General features: G+C 61.5%; 16 protein-coding genes and 1 tRNA gene. 6 read left to right on the top strand and 11 right to left on the bottom strand.

Going from position 1 to position 18,099, the window contains the following annotated elements; translation table 11 throughout:
- Positions 1-4: 4 nt before the first annotated feature.
- From JHW44_RS01545 to JHW44_RS01535, 3 genes are read right to left on the bottom strand one after another with little or no spacing between them, the layout of a single operon-like run.
- Entirely contained in the window at positions 5-547 is a 543-nt protein-coding gene (locus JHW44_RS01545) for a MotE family protein (RefSeq protein ID WP_089343881.1), read from the bottom strand.
- On the bottom strand, positions 540-893 hold the full coding sequence (locus tag JHW44_RS01540; RefSeq protein WP_089343882.1) for a hypothetical protein: 354 nt from the start codon (positions 891-893) through the stop codon (positions 540-542). Before JHW44_RS01540 ends, JHW44_RS01545 begins: the two co-directional genes overlap by 8 nt.
- Positions 890-1,366, bottom strand: a complete 477-nt coding sequence (locus tag JHW44_RS01535; RefSeq protein WP_089343883.1) for a flagellar basal body-associated FliL family protein — start codon at positions 1,364-1,366, stop codon at positions 890-892. Before JHW44_RS01535 ends, JHW44_RS01540 begins: the two co-directional genes overlap by 4 nt.
- A gap of 116 nt (positions 1,367-1,482) precedes the next feature.
- Here JHW44_RS01535 and fliF point away from each other — a divergent pair, with 116 nt between their 5' ends.
- From fliF to fliP, 4 genes are read left to right on the top strand one after another with little or no spacing between them, the layout of a single operon-like run.
- On the top strand, positions 1,483-3,057 hold the full coding sequence (gene fliF / locus JHW44_RS01530) for a flagellar basal-body MS-ring/collar protein FliF (RefSeq protein WP_089343884.1): 1,575 nt from the start codon (positions 1,483-1,485) through the stop codon (positions 3,055-3,057).
- The gene (locus JHW44_RS01525; RefSeq protein ID WP_089343885.1) at positions 3,054-3,614 is read left to right on the top strand and encodes a hypothetical protein; all 561 of its coding nucleotides are present in this window, start codon (positions 3,054-3,056) and stop codon (positions 3,612-3,614) included. Before fliF ends, JHW44_RS01525 begins: the two co-directional genes overlap by 4 nt.
- A 3-nt stretch (positions 3,615-3,617) precedes the next feature.
- Positions 3,618-3,875 carry a FliM/FliN family flagellar motor switch protein gene (locus JHW44_RS01520; RefSeq protein WP_089343886.1) on the top strand — a complete coding sequence of 86 codons (258 nt, stop codon included), beginning with the start codon at positions 3,618-3,620 and terminating at the stop codon, positions 3,873-3,875.
- Entirely contained in the window at positions 3,839-4,585 is a 747-nt protein-coding gene (fliP, locus tag JHW44_RS01515) for a flagellar type III secretion system pore protein FliP (protein WP_089343887.1), read from the top strand. The genes JHW44_RS01520 and fliP overlap by 37 nt, the downstream gene beginning before the upstream one ends.
- Before the next feature lie 21 nt (positions 4,586-4,606).
- Here the strand turns inward: fliP and dxs are convergent, their stop codons facing one another.
- From dxs to dapF, 5 genes are all read right to left on the bottom strand, one after another.
- Positions 4,607-6,523 (bottom strand): 1-deoxy-D-xylulose-5-phosphate synthase, encoded by a 1,917-nt coding sequence (gene dxs, locus JHW44_RS01510; protein ID WP_089343888.1) that lies wholly within the window; start codon positions 6,521-6,523, stop codon positions 4,607-4,609.
- Between the two features lie 23 nt (positions 6,524-6,546).
- On the bottom strand, positions 6,547-7,410 hold the full coding sequence (locus JHW44_RS01505) for a polyprenyl synthetase family protein (RefSeq protein ID WP_089343889.1): 864 nt from the start codon (positions 7,408-7,410) through the stop codon (positions 6,547-6,549).
- Positions 7,410-7,646, bottom strand: a complete 237-nt coding sequence (locus tag JHW44_RS01500; protein WP_089343890.1) for an exodeoxyribonuclease VII small subunit — start codon at positions 7,644-7,646, stop codon at positions 7,410-7,412. The genes JHW44_RS01505 and JHW44_RS01500 overlap by 1 nt, the downstream gene beginning before the upstream one ends.
- A 165-nt stretch (positions 7,647-7,811) precedes the next feature.
- Positions 7,812-9,065 carry a tRNA (N(6)-L-threonylcarbamoyladenosine(37)-C(2))-methylthiotransferase MtaB gene (gene mtaB / locus JHW44_RS01495; RefSeq protein WP_089343891.1) on the bottom strand — a complete coding sequence of 418 codons (1,254 nt, stop codon included), beginning with the start codon at positions 9,063-9,065 and terminating at the stop codon, positions 7,812-7,814.
- A complete protein-coding gene (dapF, locus tag JHW44_RS01490) occupies positions 9,062-9,859 on the bottom strand; it encodes a diaminopimelate epimerase (protein ID WP_089343950.1) in 798 nt (265 codons plus the stop codon). Before dapF ends, mtaB begins: the two co-directional genes overlap by 4 nt.
- Positions 9,860-9,984: 125 nt before the next feature.
- Here dapF and JHW44_RS01485 point away from each other — a divergent pair.
- Positions 9,985-10,060, top strand: a tRNA-Lys gene (locus JHW44_RS01485).
- 319 nt (positions 10,061-10,379) lie between these two features.
- Here JHW44_RS01485 and JHW44_RS01480 read toward each other — a convergent pair.
- Together JHW44_RS01480 and JHW44_RS01475 are read right to left on the bottom strand one after the other, a co-directional pair.
- Positions 10,380-11,219, bottom strand: a complete 840-nt coding sequence (locus tag JHW44_RS01480; protein WP_089343892.1) for an NAD(P)H-binding protein — start codon at positions 11,217-11,219, stop codon at positions 10,380-10,382.
- A 41-nt stretch (positions 11,220-11,260) separates the two neighbouring features.
- The gene (locus JHW44_RS01475; RefSeq protein ID WP_089343893.1) at positions 11,261-11,542 is read right to left on the bottom strand and encodes a DUF2218 domain-containing protein; all 282 of its coding nucleotides are present in this window, start codon (positions 11,540-11,542) and stop codon (positions 11,261-11,263) included.
- Between the two features lie 435 nt (positions 11,543-11,977).
- Between JHW44_RS01475 and JHW44_RS01470 the strand changes: the two genes are divergently transcribed.
- The gene (locus tag JHW44_RS01470; RefSeq protein ID WP_272850290.1) at positions 11,978-14,542 is read left to right on the top strand and encodes a beta strand repeat-containing protein; all 2,565 of its coding nucleotides are present in this window, start codon (positions 11,978-11,980) and stop codon (positions 14,540-14,542) included.
- An 86-nt stretch (positions 14,543-14,628) separates the two neighbouring features.
- Here JHW44_RS01470 and carB read toward each other — a convergent pair whose 3' ends face one another.
- On the bottom strand, positions 14,629-17,967 hold the full coding sequence (gene carB / locus JHW44_RS01465) for a carbamoyl-phosphate synthase large subunit (RefSeq protein WP_089343895.1): 3,339 nt from the start codon (positions 17,965-17,967) through the stop codon (positions 14,629-14,631).
- Between the last annotated feature and the right edge of the window lie 132 nt (positions 17,968-18,099).

Raw genomic sequence — 18,099 nt, 5'->3', positions numbered from 1 at the left:
CCTCCTACTGTTTCCGGACGCTGCGCGCGCCCATCTGAGCCGTCAGCAGGGCGGCCTGACGCGGCTCGACCGCTGCGATGATTCTGGCCCCCGCTTCGGGACGGACCCGGATCAGGATCTCGGCCGCAAAATCTGCTGGCAGATTGGTGAGGACCGCCGCCGCCTGGTCCGGCTTCATCTGGTCATACAGGGCCACAAGCCGGTCGATATCTGACCGCACATCGCTTGAGGCAGAGTCTTGGCGCGCGCGAATACGGCTCTTTTGCGCCTTGAGTTCGCGCAGTCGCGCCGTCAGGCTCTCCTCGGCTTTCGCCAGTTCGGTCTTGCGGTCCTCGATGCTTCGCATGTAGCGCTCGATGCGCAGTGCGCGGTCTCTCAGCTCCTCTGCCAAGGCCACTGCTTCGGGCACATCTGTGCAGCCCTGCAGCAGCTCCCCGGACTCCGCAAAGGCGGCAAACAGGCGCGAAAGGCCCTGCGCCTGCCAAAGGGCCAGCGCGGCAGGCGCAAGAAATGTCAAGATCAGCAAGGGCATCAGAACCTTACGCATCCTGTCCTCCAACGCGTTTGCGCAGCCGACGCATCGACTGCACCGTGGGCTGATCGGGGCCCGCTGCCTCATCGATTCGCTGGCGCAGTTCCCAAAGGGCACGTTCCTTGCGCGCGCGGGCAATCTCCTGCGACAGGCTTTCACCCGCTTCGGTGGCTTCGGCACGCGCTGTCTGGATGGCCTGTTCCAGCCGATCAACCTCGGCGGCCATCACTGCGATGGCCCCTCCCAACCCGGTTTCAAGGTCATTCAGGCGCCGAAGCCTGCGCGCCAGAACCAGGCAGAAACATGCCAGACCAAGTGACGCCGCCACCAGGGCAGCCTGCAACATCATCTCCACTGTCATCTGATCAAGAACTCCGTGATCAAAAGGCCTTTCACCGCCTCTTCTCCCAGAATCTGGCGCGCCCGCGTCATCAGTTCGGCCCGCACGATCTCAAGCACACCACGTTTGTCATAGGCGGCGGGATCGATCCCGGCGACGAAGGCGTTGAACGCATCCAAGAGCCGGGGCGTCAGCTGTTCGATCCCGGCGGCATGCTCCGCCCCGGTCTCGATGGAAACCGACAGAACCACATTGCGCCCCCCGCTTCCGGGCAGGCTGTGTTCGATCCGGGGAAGCCCCAGAAACACGACATCTCCGAGCGCATCCTGCGACTTGTCCCGCCTTGCCTGTTCCAGCAGTGCGGCCGGGGACCAAAACCCCAAATAGGTCGAGGCAAATCCGCAGGCTGCAAACAGAACAACCGCGCCAGTCATCATCAGTAAACGCTTTTTGCCGGCACCCGTCTCGGGTGACGCCCCGGTCGCCTGGGTCATGGTGATTCTCCGTCGTGACAAGACGGACTTAGCAGCCGGCGACTAACCAATTCTTAATCGACACCATGGCATCAAGACCCTGACGACAGACGGATGCTGATTCGAAGGGGACGGTTTTGCAAAAACTGCGAGACTATTGGAACGAGCGAAGCTCAGGTCAGAAAGCCATTCTCGCGGCGGCCTTTCTGGTATCATTTCTTGCGATCACCGGTTTTGCCTGGCTGGCCAATCATCCGAAGATGGCATTGCTGTATGGTGGCCTGGATGCGGCCCAGTCGGGCGAGGTGATTGCCGAAATAGAAAAATCCGGCACCGCCTATGAGATCCGCGGCGATGCGATCTGGGTTGATGAAAGCCAGCGTGATCATCTGCGCATGGAACTGGCCGCGCAGGGGCTGCCGGCCACGGGCACGGCGGGATATGAGCTTCTGGACGGCATGTCCGGGTTCGGCACCACATCGCAGATGTTTGATGCCGCCTATTGGCGCGCCAAAGAGGGCGAGTTGGCGCGAACCGCATTGGCCTTGCCCAATGTCGAATCCGCAAGGGTCCATCTGGCCGTCGAAACCGGCCGGGGATACCGCCGCAACATCACCGGCAGCGCATCCGTGACCCTGACGACAAACGGTCAGGGCATCACCGGTGAACAGGCCTCGGCCTTGCGATATCTGATCTCATCAGGGGTGCCGGGCATGCGCCCCGAGGATGTCACCGTCATCGATAGCCAACGCGGGATTGTTTCGGCATCGGAAGAGCATGCCGGCAAGGATCGCGCGGCCCAGATGAAGCGCAATGTCGAACGCATTCTGGAACCCCATGTCGGGGTCGGAAATGCCATTGTCGAACTGAACCTCGATCTGGTCACGGAAACCGAGCTTGTGACCGAGCAGCGCTATGACCCGGACCAGCGCGCCCTGATCTCTCAGGTCACCGAGGAAACCAGCAACCAAAGCAATTCCTCTGGTCCGGCGGCCGTTACCGCCGCCTCGAACCTGCCCGAAGGCAATGGAGCACAGGAAGAAAGCGAGCAGACCTCGCGTTCCGAAAACCGCCAGCAAGCCAATTACGAGGTCAGCAGCCTGCGACGCGAAGTGTCCCGCCAACCCGGCGCGATCCGCCGCCTGACCGTCGCTGTACTGGTGAACGGTATCGAGACACGCAATGACCGGAACGAGCCCGTTCTGGTGCCCCGCCCTGACGCCGAGCTCGATGTCCTGCGTGACCTGGTGGCCTCCGCCGTAGGCTATGATGAAAGCCGCGGCGACATGATCACCGTGAAATCGCTGCCTTTCGCACAGCTGGAGACGACAGGGACGCAGGCCGATTCCGGATTTCTTGACCGCCTGGAGCTGAACACTCTCGCGCGTCTGGCCATGGTCGGTTTCTTTGCGCTTGCCGTGGCGCTGCTGATCCTGCGCCCGATCCTGAAAAACCGCCCGGTGCTGCAGCCGACCGCATTGCTGGATGACAGCGCCGCTGGCACCGAAACAGTTTCAGCCGCCAGTGAACCCGTGGCTGCCGACGCCGAACCTGACGGCCAGCTACTGGCACCGCCCGTCACGCCCCACCCGCAACTGTCGCTGCCCCAGGGCGATCCGGTGGCGCGCCTGCGCAGCATGATGCGCGAGCGGCACGACGAAAGCGTCAAGATCCTCAGCGGCTGGATCGACAACAAGGAGAACGCGCATTGACCCTCGCTTCGTTTCAACTCGAATCCTTTTCAGCCGCAAAACCGGGGCGGCAGCAGGTTCCGACCTTTCTTCAGGCGGATCTTGACCAGGCATTTTCCGACGGACTGGCTGAAGGTGTCGCAAAGGCAACCGACGACCAGCTGCGCAATCTTGAAGCCGGGCTTGCGCGTCTGGGCAAGGCTTTGACGGACGACAGCCTTCGTCGTGCCGAGATGCGCAAGGAAGCGGTCTCTGCGCTGGCGCCGATTCTGGACGCAATCATCGACAATCTGGCTCCGGCCTCAGAATCACGCCGCCTTGAAGAGGCCCTGCTGGAGGAACTGGTCCGCCTGTCGGAAACGTCCCAACCGCTGCGTGCCAGAATTTCATGCGGTGCGCGCCAGACAGCAATGGTCCGCAAATGTCTGGGACAGCTGGAGATTGAGAATATCGAAGTGACCGAAACCGAAGACAACCGGATCAACCTGACCCTGCAGGGGGGGCGCATCGAGATCTCGGCCGAACAGATCGCCCAGGAAATTCGCGCGATCATTCATGAACTCAATGACGGCAGTTAACCCATGGACGGACTGAAACATCTGATCGATACCGACAATATCCAGGTCGAGGTCACCATACGGCTTGGGCGGACGCGCCGAACCGTGGCGCAGCTGGCCGCCCTGCATGAAGGTGACATCCTGATTCTGGACCAGACAATCGATGACGGCGTCGAAATCTGCGTCGGCGACAAGGTGATCGCGCGGGGCGAGCTGACCGGCGATGGCAGCGCAGAGGAACGGTTATGCGTGCGTATCTCCGGGCCGACGGAGGTCGCGTGAAAGGGACCATCCTGATCGCGCTGCCCATCATCACGATACCGGCGACTCTCCATGCGCAGGTGCCGGGTGGGCTGGATCAGGCTGCCGCCGGTCTGGGACAGAATGCTGTCTTGCTGGTTCTGGTCCTGACGGCGCTGTCTCTGGCACCGGGCATTGCGATTATGATCACCTGCTTTCCCTTCATCGTGACGGTGCTGTCGATCCTGCGTCAGGCCATTGGCCTGCAGCAATCGCCACCCAATATGCTGATTGTCAGCCTGGCCATGTTTCTGACCTGGTTCATCATGGATCCGGTCCTGCGCGAGGCATGGCAGGTGGCCGGCGCGCCGCTGCGTGACGGCTCGATCGGGATCTCCGAAGCACTTCGTCTCGGCATTCAACCCTTTGCCGATTTCATGAGTGCGCGTACCGATCCGGACACCATGGCCGGACTCGCGGAACTGGCTCCCGCCGCGTCAGGGCCGCCGGACCGATTGTCGGTCCTGATACCCGCCTTCATGCTGTCAGAGATTCAGCGGGCCTTCGAAATCGGCTTTCTGATCGCGCTGCCCTTCCTGATCATTGACCTGGTGGTCTCTGCAGTCCTGATGTCCATGGGCATGATGATGGTGCCACCGGTGGTGGTCTCCCTGCCCTTCAAGCTGGCGTTTTTCGTCGTTGTCGATGGTTGGAGCATGATCGCCGGCGCCCTGATCCGCAGCTACAGCTAGGCAACCGGCCGGCGTGTCGGTTCAAGCGCGGCAATCCGCGATGGAATCGACGCCCAGAACATCCAGAACCTTTGCCTCGATATGCCGCGCATTCAGCGCGGAATCCTCATACATGGCAAAGGGGGCATCGTGATCGACAAAACGGTCGGGCAGCACCATAGAGCGGAACTTCAACCCATGGTCAAAGACGCCTTCATCGGCCAGCAATTGCGCGACATGACTGCCAAAGCCGCCGATGGCGCCTTCCTCGATGGTGATCAGCGCGTCATGGTCGCGTGCCAGTTCCAGGATCATCTCGCGATCAAGCGGTTTGGCAAAGCGCGCATCCGCAATGGTCGGCCGGATACCACGGGCCTCCAGTGCCTCGCGCGCCTCGATGGCCGCGCCGAGGCGCGTCCCGAGGCACAACAGCGCAACGCCACTGCCGGGCTGCACGATCCGGCCCTTTCCGATGGGCAGGATCTCACCGCGCTCGGGAAGATCGACACCGGTTCCCTCGCCACGGGGAAAACGAAAGGCTATCGGCCCTTCGTCATGGGCCGCCGCCGTCGCGACCATATGCGCCAGTTCGGCCTCATCCGAGGCAGCCATCACCACGAAACCGGGAAGATTGGCAAGGAATGCAATATCGTAGGCGCCCGCATGGGTCGGCCCGTCCTGGCCGACGAGCCCCGCGCGGTCTATCGCAAAACGCACGGGCAACCCCTGAACGGCGACATCATGCACGACCTGATCATAGCCGCGTTGAAGGAAGGTCGAATAGATCGCGCAAAAGGGCTTCATCCCCCCCGCCGCCAGACCGGCGGCAAAGGTCACGGCATGCTGTTCGGCAATGCCCACGTCAAAGCTGCGGCGTGGAAAGCGATCGGCGAATTGTTTCAATCCGGTGCCATCCGGCATGGCGGCGGTGATCCCGACAATCCGGTCATCGCCGGTTGCCTGGGTGATCAGCTCCCTGGCAAAGACCGAAGTATAGCTGGGTGCATTCGATTTGGTCTTGGCCTGAACCCCCGTGCCCACATGGAACTTGCCGGTGGCATGACCGCGATCGGCGGCGTTTTCCGCCGGCGCATAGCCCTTGCCCTTACGGGTGACGGCATGGATCAGAATCGGACCGCTCGCGCGCGATTTGACGGTTCGCAGCAGCGGCAAGAGCTGTTCCAGATCATGGCCATCGACCGGCCCGATATAGGAAAACCCCAGTTCTTCGAACAGCGTGCCGCCGACGGCGATGCCCTTGAGCATCTCTTTCGCGCGCCTTGCACCCTCCTGAACGGCATCGGGCAACATCCCGACCGCGCCCTTGGCCACGGCCTTCAGTTCCTGGAAAGGCCCGCCCGTGTAAAGACGCGTCAGATAAGAGGACATTGCGCCCACCGGCGGCGCAATGGACATTTCATTGTCGTTCAGCACCACGAACAGGCGCTTGCCCAGATGACCGGCATTGTTCAGGGCCTCATAGGCCATGCCCGCGCTCATGGCACCATCGCCAATTACTGCGATGGCATCGCCCGGATCTCCGCCCAGATCCCGCGCTGCGGCAAAGCCCAGGGCGGCCGAGATCGAGGTGCTGGAATGGCCCGCGCCAAAAGGATCATAGGGGCTTTCCGCGCGTTTGGTGAAACCGGCCAGACCGCCACCGGTGCGCAACGTGCGGATACGGTCGCGCCGTCCGGTCAGGATCTTGTGCGGATAGCATTGATGCCCGACATCCCAGATCACCTTGTCACGCGGCGTATCGAACACCGCATGCAGCGCAACCGTCAATTCGACCACGCCCAGCCCCGCGCCCAGATGGCCGCCGGTCACGCTGACCGCGCTGATGGTTTCCGAGCGCAACTCATCCGCCAATTGCCGCAGTTCGGTATCGGTCAGGGATTTGAGGTCCGAGGGCAGATTGACCCTGTCAAGAACCGGTGTCTGGGGACGATCTGTCATGGCTTGGCCCTCCGGCGCGGCGATCAGGTATCGCGTTCGATAACGAAACGCGCCAGATCACGCAAGTTTTCCGCATCCTCGCCATAGGGGTTCAGCGCATCCGTTGCCTTGGCGACATAGCGTCTCGCCTCGGCCTTTGCGCCCTCAAGCCCCAGAAGGGAAACGAAAGTTGCCTTGCCTGCGGCATCATCCTTGCCGACCCGCTTGCCGGTCAATTCCTCGTCACCGGTCACGTCAAGAATGTCATCGGCAATCTGGAATGCCAGCCCCAGCGCCTTGGCATAGCGTCCAAGAGGCGCGGAATCCCCTCCGGCAATCAGCGCCCCCGACATCGCCGAAAAGCCGAACAGCGCCCCGGTCTTGGCGCGCTGCAACCGCTTGACCTCGGCAAGATCCAGCGGCCGGTCGGCGGTTTCTGCCGCGATATCCTGTGCCTGTCCCCAGACCATGCCATTTGCGCCCACCGCTTCGGCAAAGGCCCGCAGCAACCGAAGACGCGCCTCGGCATCGCCGATCACCTCGCTTGTCAGCAACTGGAAGGCCAGGGTCTGCAGGGCATCGCCAGCCAGAATGGCCGTCGCTTCGGACCATTGAACGTGACAGGTCGGCATGCCACGCCGCAGGTCATCATCATCCATGGCTGGAAGATCGTCATGCACCAGACTATAGGCATGCAAGGCCTCGACGGCGGCGGCAACGGGCAAGGCGGCCCGGGCATCAATGCCGTGAAGACGACAGGATTCCATTACCAGAAAGGCCCGCACGCGCTTGCCACCGACAGTGGCATAGGCCATCGCATCACGCAGTTCGCTCTCGGGCAGGGTCGCAATGGCGCCATCCAGCGTGGCCTGAACCTGCGTCTTGACCTCCTCCAGCCGGGCCTGCATCACGATCCCTCGGCCGGCTTGACGGCCTCGGGCTGCCCATTGGCCGACAGGGTGATCTTCTCGACCCGCTCCTCTGCTTCGCGCAGGCGCTTTTCGCAATGGGCGCGCAGCGCGGCCCCGCGTTCATAGAGGGAAATGGATTCCTCCAGCGTCGCTTCGCCGGTTTCCAGCTTGCCCACGGTCGCCTCCAATTCGCGCATGGCCTCCTCGAATGACAGCTTTTCGATCTCGCTCAATTTCGGGCCTCCATCAGGATATCGACATGGGTGCGGAAAGACCGCCCCAAAGCTGGCAGATCATAGCCACCTTCCGGGCCGGATACCACCGTGACAGGGCATTCTGTCGCCAGGCCGCAAATTGCCCCACAGTGCCGCAGGCCGCAAGCAGCATCACATGCCATCTCAGACCGTCAGGCGAAGACCGTCATGCCCGGCGATGGTTACATCCATCAGGCTGCCTTCGGGCTGATCGGTGGAGAATTCCACCTCGGTGAACTGCTCGGTGCGCCCCAGCCGCGGCCCTTCTGTCAGGACGCGGTGGACCTGCCCCTTCTGAGCCTCGAGATGACGGCGCAGCGCCGCAGCGCCGGCCTGACGCAGCCGGCCCGCGCGTTCGCGAATGACCGGCCCCTTGACCGCAGGCATCCGGGCGGCCGGTGTGCCCTTGCGGGCGGAATAGGGAAACACATGCAGGAAGGTCAGCCCGCAATCCTCGACCAGCTTCAGGCTGTTTTCGAACATCTGTTCGGTTTCCGTCGGGAATCCCGCAATGATATCAGCCCCGAAGACCAGATCGGGGCGCAGCTTGCGGGCGTCCTCGCAAAAGCGAATCGCATCATCGCGCAGATGCCGCCGCTTCATCCGCTTGAGAATCATGTCATCGCCAGCCTGCAGCGACAGATGCAGATGCGGCATCAGGCGTGGTTCCGAACCGATCGCCAGCATCAGGTTTTCATCGGCCTCGATGGAATCGATGCTGCTGATCCGCAGGCGCGGCAGATCGGGGATCAGGCGCAAAATCCGCATGACCAGATCGCCCAGGCGCGGCTGTCCCGGCAAATCGGCACCCCATGAGGTCAGATCGACCCCGGTCAGCACCACCTCGTTGAAACCGCGGCCGACAAGCCGCTTGATCTGTTCGACCACCACGCCCGCGGGAACGCTGCGCGAGTTGCCACGACCAAAGGGGATGATGCAGAAGGTGCAGCGATGGTCACAGCCGTTCTGCACCTGCACATAGGCGCGATGACGGCCGAAACCGTCAATCAGATGACCCGCCGTTTCCTTGACCGACATGATGTCATCGACCCGAACCTTCTCGGTCTCTCCGATCAGATCGGGGGCATGCAGGCTTTGCCATGTTTCAGGCTGCATCTTCTCATGATTGCCGATGACCTTGGTTACCTCGGGCATGGCGGCAAAGGTTTCCGGCTCGGTCTGGGCGGCGCAGCCGGTCACGATCACCGGCGCGCCGGGATTCTCACGCGCCAGCCGACGGATTTCCTGCCGCGCCTTGCGCACGGCCTCGGCGGTCACGGCGCAGGTATTGACCACAACCGCGCCCGAAAGCCCTGCATCCTCGGCCATTTCGCGCATGGCCTCGGTTTCATAGGCGTTCAGACGACATCCCAGAGTCGAAAAGACGGGCGTGCTCATGATGCCAACCATTGTGGCGTCAGCACGCCGTCAAAGACATAGGCGGTCGGGCCTTCCATCCAGACGCCACCCTCGCGCCAGTCGATCATCAGCACGCCTCCGGGAACATTGACCTTGACCCGCCGGTCCGTCAGCCCGCGCCGCGCCGCCGCAACGGCCGCCGCACAGGAACATGAGCCAGACGCCAATGTCGGACCAGTGCCCCGCTCCCAGATGCGCAGGCGGATCTCATCGCGCGCCAGCACCTGCACCACCTCGACATTTGTGCGCTCAGGGTACAGCGGGTGATGTTCATGTTCGGGACCGAAGCTGTGCAGATCCACCGCATCGGCATCCTCGACGAAAAAGGTCATATGCGGATTGCCCATTCCGGTCGCCACCGGATCGCCCGCGATTGGCAGGTGGTCTATATCCACCTCTTGCGCCAGGGGAATCGACTGCCAGTCCAGCACCGGCTGCCCCATGTTGACGCGGGTCAGCCCGTGTCCTGCGTCCTCGGCATACAGCATGCCGTGATCCGTGCGCAGGCTCAGCCGGTCCCGGCCGGTTTCGTCCATGACGAAACGGGCGATACAGCGCGTGGCATTGCCACAGGCGGAACTGAACGAGCCGTCAGCGTTCCAGAAGACCAGCCGGACATCGGCCTGATCGTCCCATGCGACGGTGGCCAGTTGATCGAAGCCAACGCCGCAATGGCGGTCGGCAATGCGCGCGACGACCTGCGGCGAGGGAGGCGCGCCCCCGTCCCGCAAGTCCAGAACCACGAAATCGTTGCCCAGGCCATGCATTTTCATGAAGCGCAGGCCGTCGGAATTATTGTTCATCATGGGGTGCATATAGTGAGCCTGAAACTTTTCCGCTAGTGGGATGTTTTTTCTGCTTGACGCCCCCGAGCACTCCCCCTAGTAAGCGCCGTGTTGGGCCCGTAGCTCAGTTGGTAGAGCAACTGACTTTTAATCAGTGGGTCACAGGTTCGAATCCTGTCGGGCTCACCACTGTCTTTCACGTCGAAGATTATTCGACCGTGATTGCCGCCAAGGCGGTCCGGCGCAAGCCGGCTGGAAAGACAGATTTCATCTATCCTGAACAACAGTTCCGAAAACCCGTTGCAGGGTATTCGCCCTCGGGGTTTGCGAAAGCTTGTGGTCACGAGGTCCGCAGCCGGCATGGCGCCTGATCGCATTGATCACACACGATCCGCGCGACCGGAAAAGCCGCCCGGAAAATCCCGGGCGGTCATATCCGTTTCGTTTCCCGAACGACAGTTCGCCCGGCGCGGAAGTCATCGCGGGCGGTGCCTGCCGCACCGCTGCCTTACAGGCTGCCGAAATAATCGTCCCAGCTTTGATGGGCCCGTCCGGTCACCGCCTGATAATCACTGGGGTTGTCAAACGCGCCCAGACGAATGCCTTCGTAGATGCCGCCGATGATCTGCCCAAGGAAATCGCCCAACTCGGCGCTGCGCTGCGCCGCGAAATCGGCGACCGAAATCTCGTGATAGGTCAGTCGGGCATCAAAGCTCTTGTTCAGGTAATCCACCAATTGCGACTGGGTGATCGCCGTGCCATGAAGATTGTAGGTGCCGCCATCCAGTTCCGGTCGCGTCAGCAGGCTGGCATAGGCCTGCGCCAGTTCAGCGCGGGTGGTATAGCCGCATTTGGCATTTCCGGCGCAGTTCGCGACCTCTCCAACGGTCTTGTAGCTGTCGATATATTCCACATCCGGTTCGATATAGATGCCATTGCGCCCGATCGCCCAGTTCATCCCGCTGGCACGGATATCTGCTTCGGTCTGACGGTTGCTTTGCACCACGGGTGAGAATGCCGTGCCCTCTTCAGGGCCCTGAATGCTGGTATAGACGATCTTGCGAACACCATTTGCATGCGCCGCCTCGATCACATTGCGATGCTGCCGGATACGCTTGTCGGGCGCCTCCATGCCCGAGACCAGCAACACGGCGTCGATACCGGCCAAAGAGGCGTGAAGCTGATCGGGGGAGTCATAATCGCCCGGGCGCAGATCGATATCCAGCCCCTTCACATGACCTGGGGTGCGGGCCAGGCCCACGACATTCTCACCCCCGACGGATGCGACCAGATTGCTGGCAATGGCATGCCCCAACTGGCCCGAAACGGCCGTAACTGCGATTTTCATGCTCAGTTCTCCTGTATGACTTGCGGGGGAATGCGGAGGCATCAGCCGTCGCGCTGCCAGGTCAGTGAAAATTCCTCACGGAAGGCAAAACGGGCAAGATGATCCCCGATGACCTTCTCCATTTTCTCGATGTTCTCGGGCTCGCAGATGTTTATCAGGGTCAGCCCTGCCTCATCCGCGCGCAGGGCGCATGTTCCGAAAGGCAGGGTGATGTGGCCCTCATGGGCCGTGAACTCGACGGGCACCTTGTGACCGAAATGCTTGCACAGCTGCTGCAAATAGGTGCTTGCGCGCGCGGTCAAAAGTCGGGCGGTGCTTTTCATCGTGAACGTCTCCTGTCTGCCTTGCCATGACATAGCCCGCGGCGGCCTTTGCGATTAGCCCCCTATTGGCGGAATGATATTTCGAACAAATGGAAAGATGCTGCGCCATGACATCCAGCGTTGATCGCGGCAACCGGCACCCGCTGTCAGTGAACGCACCGCTCCGGTCAATGCGGTTTCACACGGGAATCACGCACGGGGAATCGCCAGAAATTACACCAAGCCATTGAAAATAATAAACTATCACTGCCAATTGCGACACCAGCCCGAGCAGCTGCAGATCCCGCCGCGCCGCGGATTCGACACTACGGAAAAATAATCCAATAAAATCAAAGCCAAAAAGCATTTCACAGCAGTTTCACGGCGCTTCGGTCAACTCGACTTCGGGAATTATCCGATTTGCGGGTCCTGCAAATGGACTGAAAGGAGCACGACATGCCTATCTTCGGTACAAATGGAAATGACAACATTCCAGGCACCTCGGGTGCCGACCTGATCTATGGCTTTGGCGGCAATGACCGGCTTGGCGGCGCTGGTGGGCGCGACACGATCTATGGCGGTTCCGGCAATGACACCATCCGTTCCAGCGGACAGGGTATCTATGACGGCGGCAGCGGCAATGACTATGTCTATGCCGGGCTGGGATCGGCCGAGACCCTGCGTGGCGGTTCGGGAACCGACTGGCTGAACACCGCCAGCTTCACCGGAAACTACAATGTCAACATGACGACGGGTGCCACGAATTTCTCCGGCGAAAGCTTTACCCAGTTCGAGAACCTCTATTCCGGGTCGGGCAATGATACGCTGACCGGCACAACGGGCGCGAACCGCATATATGGCAACAATGGCAATGACCGCATCGATGGCCTGGCCGGCAACGACTATATCAGCGGCGGCGCCGGAAATGACAATCTGACCGGTGGCGGCGGACGCGATACCGTCTATGGCGGATCCGGAAATGACACCATCCGTTCCAGTGGCACCGGCATCTATGACGGCGGCAGCGGCAATGACTATGTCTATGCCGGGCTGGGATCGGCCGAGACCCTGCGTGGCGGTTCGGGAACCGACTGGCTGAACACCGCCAGCTTCACCGGAAACTACAATGTCAACATGACGACGGGTGCCACGAATTTCTCCGGCGAAAGCTTTACCCAGTTCGAGAACCTCTATTCCGGGTCGGGCAATGATACGCTGACCGGCACAACGGGCGCGAACCGCATATATGGCAACAATGGCAATGACCGCATCGATGGCCTGGCCGGCAACGACTATATCAGCGGCGGCGCCGGAAATGACAATCTGACCGGTGGCGGCGGACGCGATACCGTCTATGGCGGATCCGGAAATGACACCATCCGTTCCAGTGGCACCGGCATCTATGACGGCGGCAGCGGCAATGACTATGTCTATGCCGGGCTGGGATCGGCCGAGACCCTGCGTGGCGGTTCGGGAACCGACTGGCTGAACACCGCCAGCTTCACCGGAAACTACAATGTCAACATGACGACGGGTGCCACGAATTTCTCCGGCGAAAGCTTTACCCAGTTCGAGAACCTCTATTCCGGGTCGGGCAATGATACGCTGACCGGCACAACGGGCGCGAACCGCATATATGGCAACAATGGCAATGACCGCATCGATGGCCTGGCCGGCAACGACTATATCAGCGGCGGCGCCGGAAATGACAATCTGACCGGTGGCGGCGGACGCGATACCGTCTATGGCGGATCCGGAAATGACACCATCCGTTCCAGTGGCACCGGCATCTATGACGGCGGCAGCGGCAATGACTATGTCTATGCCGGGCTGGGATCGGCCGAGACCCTGCGCGGCGGTTCGGGAACCGACTGGCTGAACACCGCCAGCTTCACCGGAAACTACAATGTCAACATGACGACGGGTGCCACGAATTTCTCCGGCGAAAGCTTTACCCAGTTCGAGAACCTCTATTCCGGGTCGGGCAATGATACGCTGACCGGCACAACGGGCGCGAACCGCATATATGGCAACAATGGCAATGACCGCATCGATGGCCTGGCCGGCAACGACTATATCAGCGGCGGCGCCGGAAATGACAATCTGACCGGTGGCGGCGGACGCGATACCGTCTATGGCGGATCCGGAAATGACACCATCCATTCCAGTGGCAACGGCATCTATGACGGCGGCAGCGGCAATGACTATGTCTATGCCGGGCTGGGATCGGCCGAGACCCTGCGCGGCGGTTCGGGAACCGACTGGCTGAACACCACGTCGTTCAATGGAGACTACAATATCAATCTGGCGACCGGGGCCACGAACTATACCGGCGAAAGCTTTACCGGCTTTGAATACCTTCGCTCGGGCAATGGTGACGACCGTCTGACGGGCACGTCGTCGGCCAACGCGATCTATGGTGGCGGCGGTGAGGATACCGTCTTTGGCGGCGCCGGGAACGATTATCTCTATGGCCAGAATGGTGATGACAACCTCTACGGCCAGTCGGGCCATGACCGGATGTATGGCAATTCGGGCGACGACGAGATGTCCGGCGGTCGTGGGCATGACTATGTCCATGGCGGCACTGGCGATGACGATCTGGAAGGCAACCGGGGCGATGACACGCTGGCAGGCGGTCAGGGCGCGGATACGCTGACCGGCGGTAGCGGCGAGGACACGTTCCGCTTCTTCAGCACCTCGGAATCGCCCTTTGGCAGCTCCGGCAACTATGACCGGATCACCGATTTCCAAGGTGCGGGGATCAATCCTGTTTCGGCGACCGAAGACAAGATCGACCTGTCCTCGATCGATGCCAATACGGGATTGGCAGGTGATCAGGCCTTCACCTTCAATGGAACCTCCAATGGCGGTGCTGGCACGATCTGGATGCAGAATGTCGGTGGAGAAACCTGGCTGCGGGTCAACACCGATGCCGACAGCGCACCCGAGATGACGATCCGCATTCTGGACGGCGCGGATGACGCCAATGACTACTGGGCCGGAGATTTCATTCTCTGATCCTGCAGTCGGAAAAACCGGGGCGCGGCCATTTCTGGCCGCGCCCCTTTTCATATCCGAAGGAAAGTCCGGCCCCGCCCGGCCTCTCAGGCCTGAAGCGAGCGCACCCCGACTTCGCCTTCTTCGCGCGACTTGATCGCGGCAACCGCCGCAATGCTGCCCGCCGCCGTGGTGAAATAGGGGATCTTGCCATAGAGCGCGACGGCACGGATTTCACGGGAATCGGCAATCGCCTGCGCGCCCTCGGTCGTGTTCAGCACCATGGCGATATCCTGATTCTTCAACCGGTCAACGATATTCGGGCGCCCCTCGTAGACCTTGTTCACACGGCTGGCCTCGACGCCCTGCGCGGCAAGGAAATCCGCCGTGCCCGAGGTTGCGATCAGCTCAAAGCCCATCTGAGTCAGATCACGAGCCGCCTGGGCCAGCGCATCGGTCTTGTCGGCATCCTTGACCGACAGGAAGATCCGCCCTTCATGCGGCAGAACCGTTCCGGCCCCCAGCTGTGCCTTCAGGAAGGCGCGCGGGAAGTTGCGATCCCAGCCCATGACTTCGCCGGTCGAGCGCATTTCCGGCCCAAGCAGGGTGTCCACGCCAGGGAAACGCGCAAAGGGCAGCACGGCCTCCTTGACCGAGAACCAGGGCGTGATCGGATCGGCCAGAGTCATCGGATCGGCGAAGGGCAGATCGTCCTCGGGGCCGACGCCTTCGGGGTAGGCCGCCCGCGCCGGGAAGTTCGACATCGGCTCTCCCGCCATCAGGCGCGCGGCAATCGACGCAATGGCGCTGTCGGTGGCCTTGGCAACAAAGGGCACCGTGCGCGACGCCCGCGGGTTCACCTCGAGCACGAAGATCTCGCCATCCTTCAGCGCGAACTGCACGTTCATCAAGCCGACGACGCGCAGACCGCGCGCCATCAGTTCGGTCTGACGCTTGAGTTCGGCAATCGTGTCGGAATCCAGCGTATGGGGCGGCAGAGAGCAGGCACTGTCGCCCGAATGGACGCCGGCTTCCTCGATATGCTCCATGATCCCTGCGACATGGACATTCTCGCCATCGCAAAGTGCATCCACATCCACCTCGATGGCGCCGGTCAGATAGCTGTCCAGCAACACCGGGTTCTTGCCCGACACGACAACCGCCTGGGTGATATAGCGGTTCAGATGGTCCATATCGCGCACGATTTCCATGGCTCGCCCGCCCAGCACATAGGAGGGGCGGATGACCAGCGGAAAGCCGATCCGTTCAGCAATCGCAACAGCTTCGGCAGCGCTATGTGCGATACCGTTGATCGGCTGTTTCAGCTCCAGCCGGTTCAGCAGATCCTGGAACCTTTCACGGTCCTCGGCCAGATCGATGGCGTCAGGCGTGGTGCCCAGGATCGGAATACCCTCGGCCTCAAGATCATTGGCCAGCTTCAGCGGAGTCTGCCCGCCGAACTGAACGATGACGCCATGAAGCGTGCCATTGTCCCGCTCGGTCCGAAGGATTTCCAGAACATGCTCAAGGGTCAGCGGTTCGAAATACAACCGGTCCGAAGTGTCATAATCGGTCGATACGGTTTCCGGGTTGCAGTTGACCATGATGGTTTCATAGCCGGCCTTGGTCAGCGCGAAACAGGCATGGCAGCAGCAATAGTCAAACTCGATCCCCTGGCCGATCCGGTTGGGGCCGCCGCCAAGGATGACGACCTTCTTCGCATCCGTCGGACGCGCTTCACATTCCACATCGCCCATCGCCGGGGCTTCATAGGTGGAATACATGTAGGGGGTCTGGGCCTCGAACTCGGCGGCGCAGGTATCGATACGCTTGAAGACCGGGCGGATGTCGGCGGCCAGACGGGCACGGCGGATGTCGGCCTCTTCGCGCCCGGTCAGATGTGCCAGCCGCAGATCGGTGAAGCCCATCATCTTCAGCGCGCGCAGGTCATCTGCATTCTCGGGCAACCCGTTTTCACGAACGCCGTTTTCCGTTTCGACGATCTCGCGAATGCGGGCAAGGAACCACGGGTCAAAGCTGGTGACTCGCTGGATTTCGTCATTGCTCATGCCAAAGCGCATGGCCTCGGCAATGACGCGCAGACGGTCCGGCGTCTGCTGGGACAGCGCGGCGATGACGGCGGGCTTGCCCTGTTCGGCCATGCCTTCGATGGCGATCTCGTCCAGACCGGACAGGCCGTTCTCCATCGAGGTGAGGGCCTTCTGCAGCGATTCATGGAAGCTGCGGCCGATGGCCATAACCTCACCCACCGATTTCATCGCGGTGGTCAGTTCGGGCTTGCTGCCCGGGAATTTTTCAAAGGCAAAGCGCGGGATCTTGGTGACGACATAATCGATCGAAGGTTCGAAGCTTGCCGGAGTCACCTTGGTGATGTCATTGTCCAGCTCGTCCAGAGTATAGCCAACCGCCAGCTTGGCGGCGATCTTGGCAATCGGGAAGCCGGTGGCCTTGGAGGCCAGCGCGGAAGAGCGGCTGACCCGCGGGTTCATCTCGATCACGACCATGCGGCCATCGGCGGGGTTGATCGCCCATTGCACGTTCGATCCGCCGGTCTCGACACCGATTTCGCGCAGGACTGCGATCGAGCCGTTGCGCATGATCTGGTATTCGCGGTCCGTCAGGGTCAGTGCCGGCGCCACGGTGATCGAGTCGCCGGTGTGAACCCCCATCGGGTCCACGTTCTCGATCGAGCAGACGATAATGGCATTGTCGGCGCGATCACGCACGACCTCCATTTCGTATTCCTTCCAGCCCAGCAGGCTTTCGTCGATCAGCACCTGTGCCATGGGCGAGGCATCCAGCCCCGAGCGAACGATCCGTTCGTAATCGTCCCGGTTATAGGCAACACCGCCGCCGGTTCCGCCAAGGGTATAGGCCGGACGGATAATCGCCGGCAGCCCGATTTCTTCCAGGGCTTCCATCGCCTGTGCCACACCGGCCGAGATGTCGTATTTGCCGTTGGCCAGCTTCGGTGCGGCAACGATCGTGGCGCGCGGATTTTCCAGCCCGATGCGGTCCATCGCCTCACGGAACAGCTTGCGGTCTTCGGCCATTTCAATGGCCATCCGCTGCGCGCCGATCAGTTCGACGCCATAGCGGTTGAGCGCGCCGGAATCAGCCAGCGCCAGCGCGGTGTTCAGGCCGGTCTGCCCACCCATGGTCGGCAACAGCGCGTCGGGGCGTTCCTTGGCGATGATCTTTTCGACGACTTCCGGGGTGATCGGCTCGATATAGGTGGCATCGGCCATCTCGGGATCGGTCATGATCGTCGCCGGGTTCGAGTTGACCAGAATGACCCGGTATCCCTCTTCACGCAGCGCCTTGCAGGCCTGGGCGCCCGAATAGTCGAACTCGCAGGCCTGTCCGATCACAATGGGCCCTGCCCCGATGATCAGGATAGATTTGATATCGGTACGTTTGGGCATGGGAAACTCCGAGGCTTTCTGGGGGCGGCGCAAATCGACCGGGTTTATAACCATGACGCGCCGCTGTGCAAGGGCCAGAGGCGGTCATGGCCCCAGAATGTCAAGCCCGCCCGCCCCGGAAAGGCCGAAAAG

It is taken from the genome of Paracoccus seriniphilus (genome assembly GCF_028553745.1).
GTDB lineage: Bacteria > Pseudomonadota > Alphaproteobacteria > Rhodobacterales > Rhodobacteraceae > Paracoccus > Paracoccus seriniphilus.
Note: the sequence above shows the minus strand (reverse complement) of the source record. Positions and strands in the feature narration are given on the sequence as shown.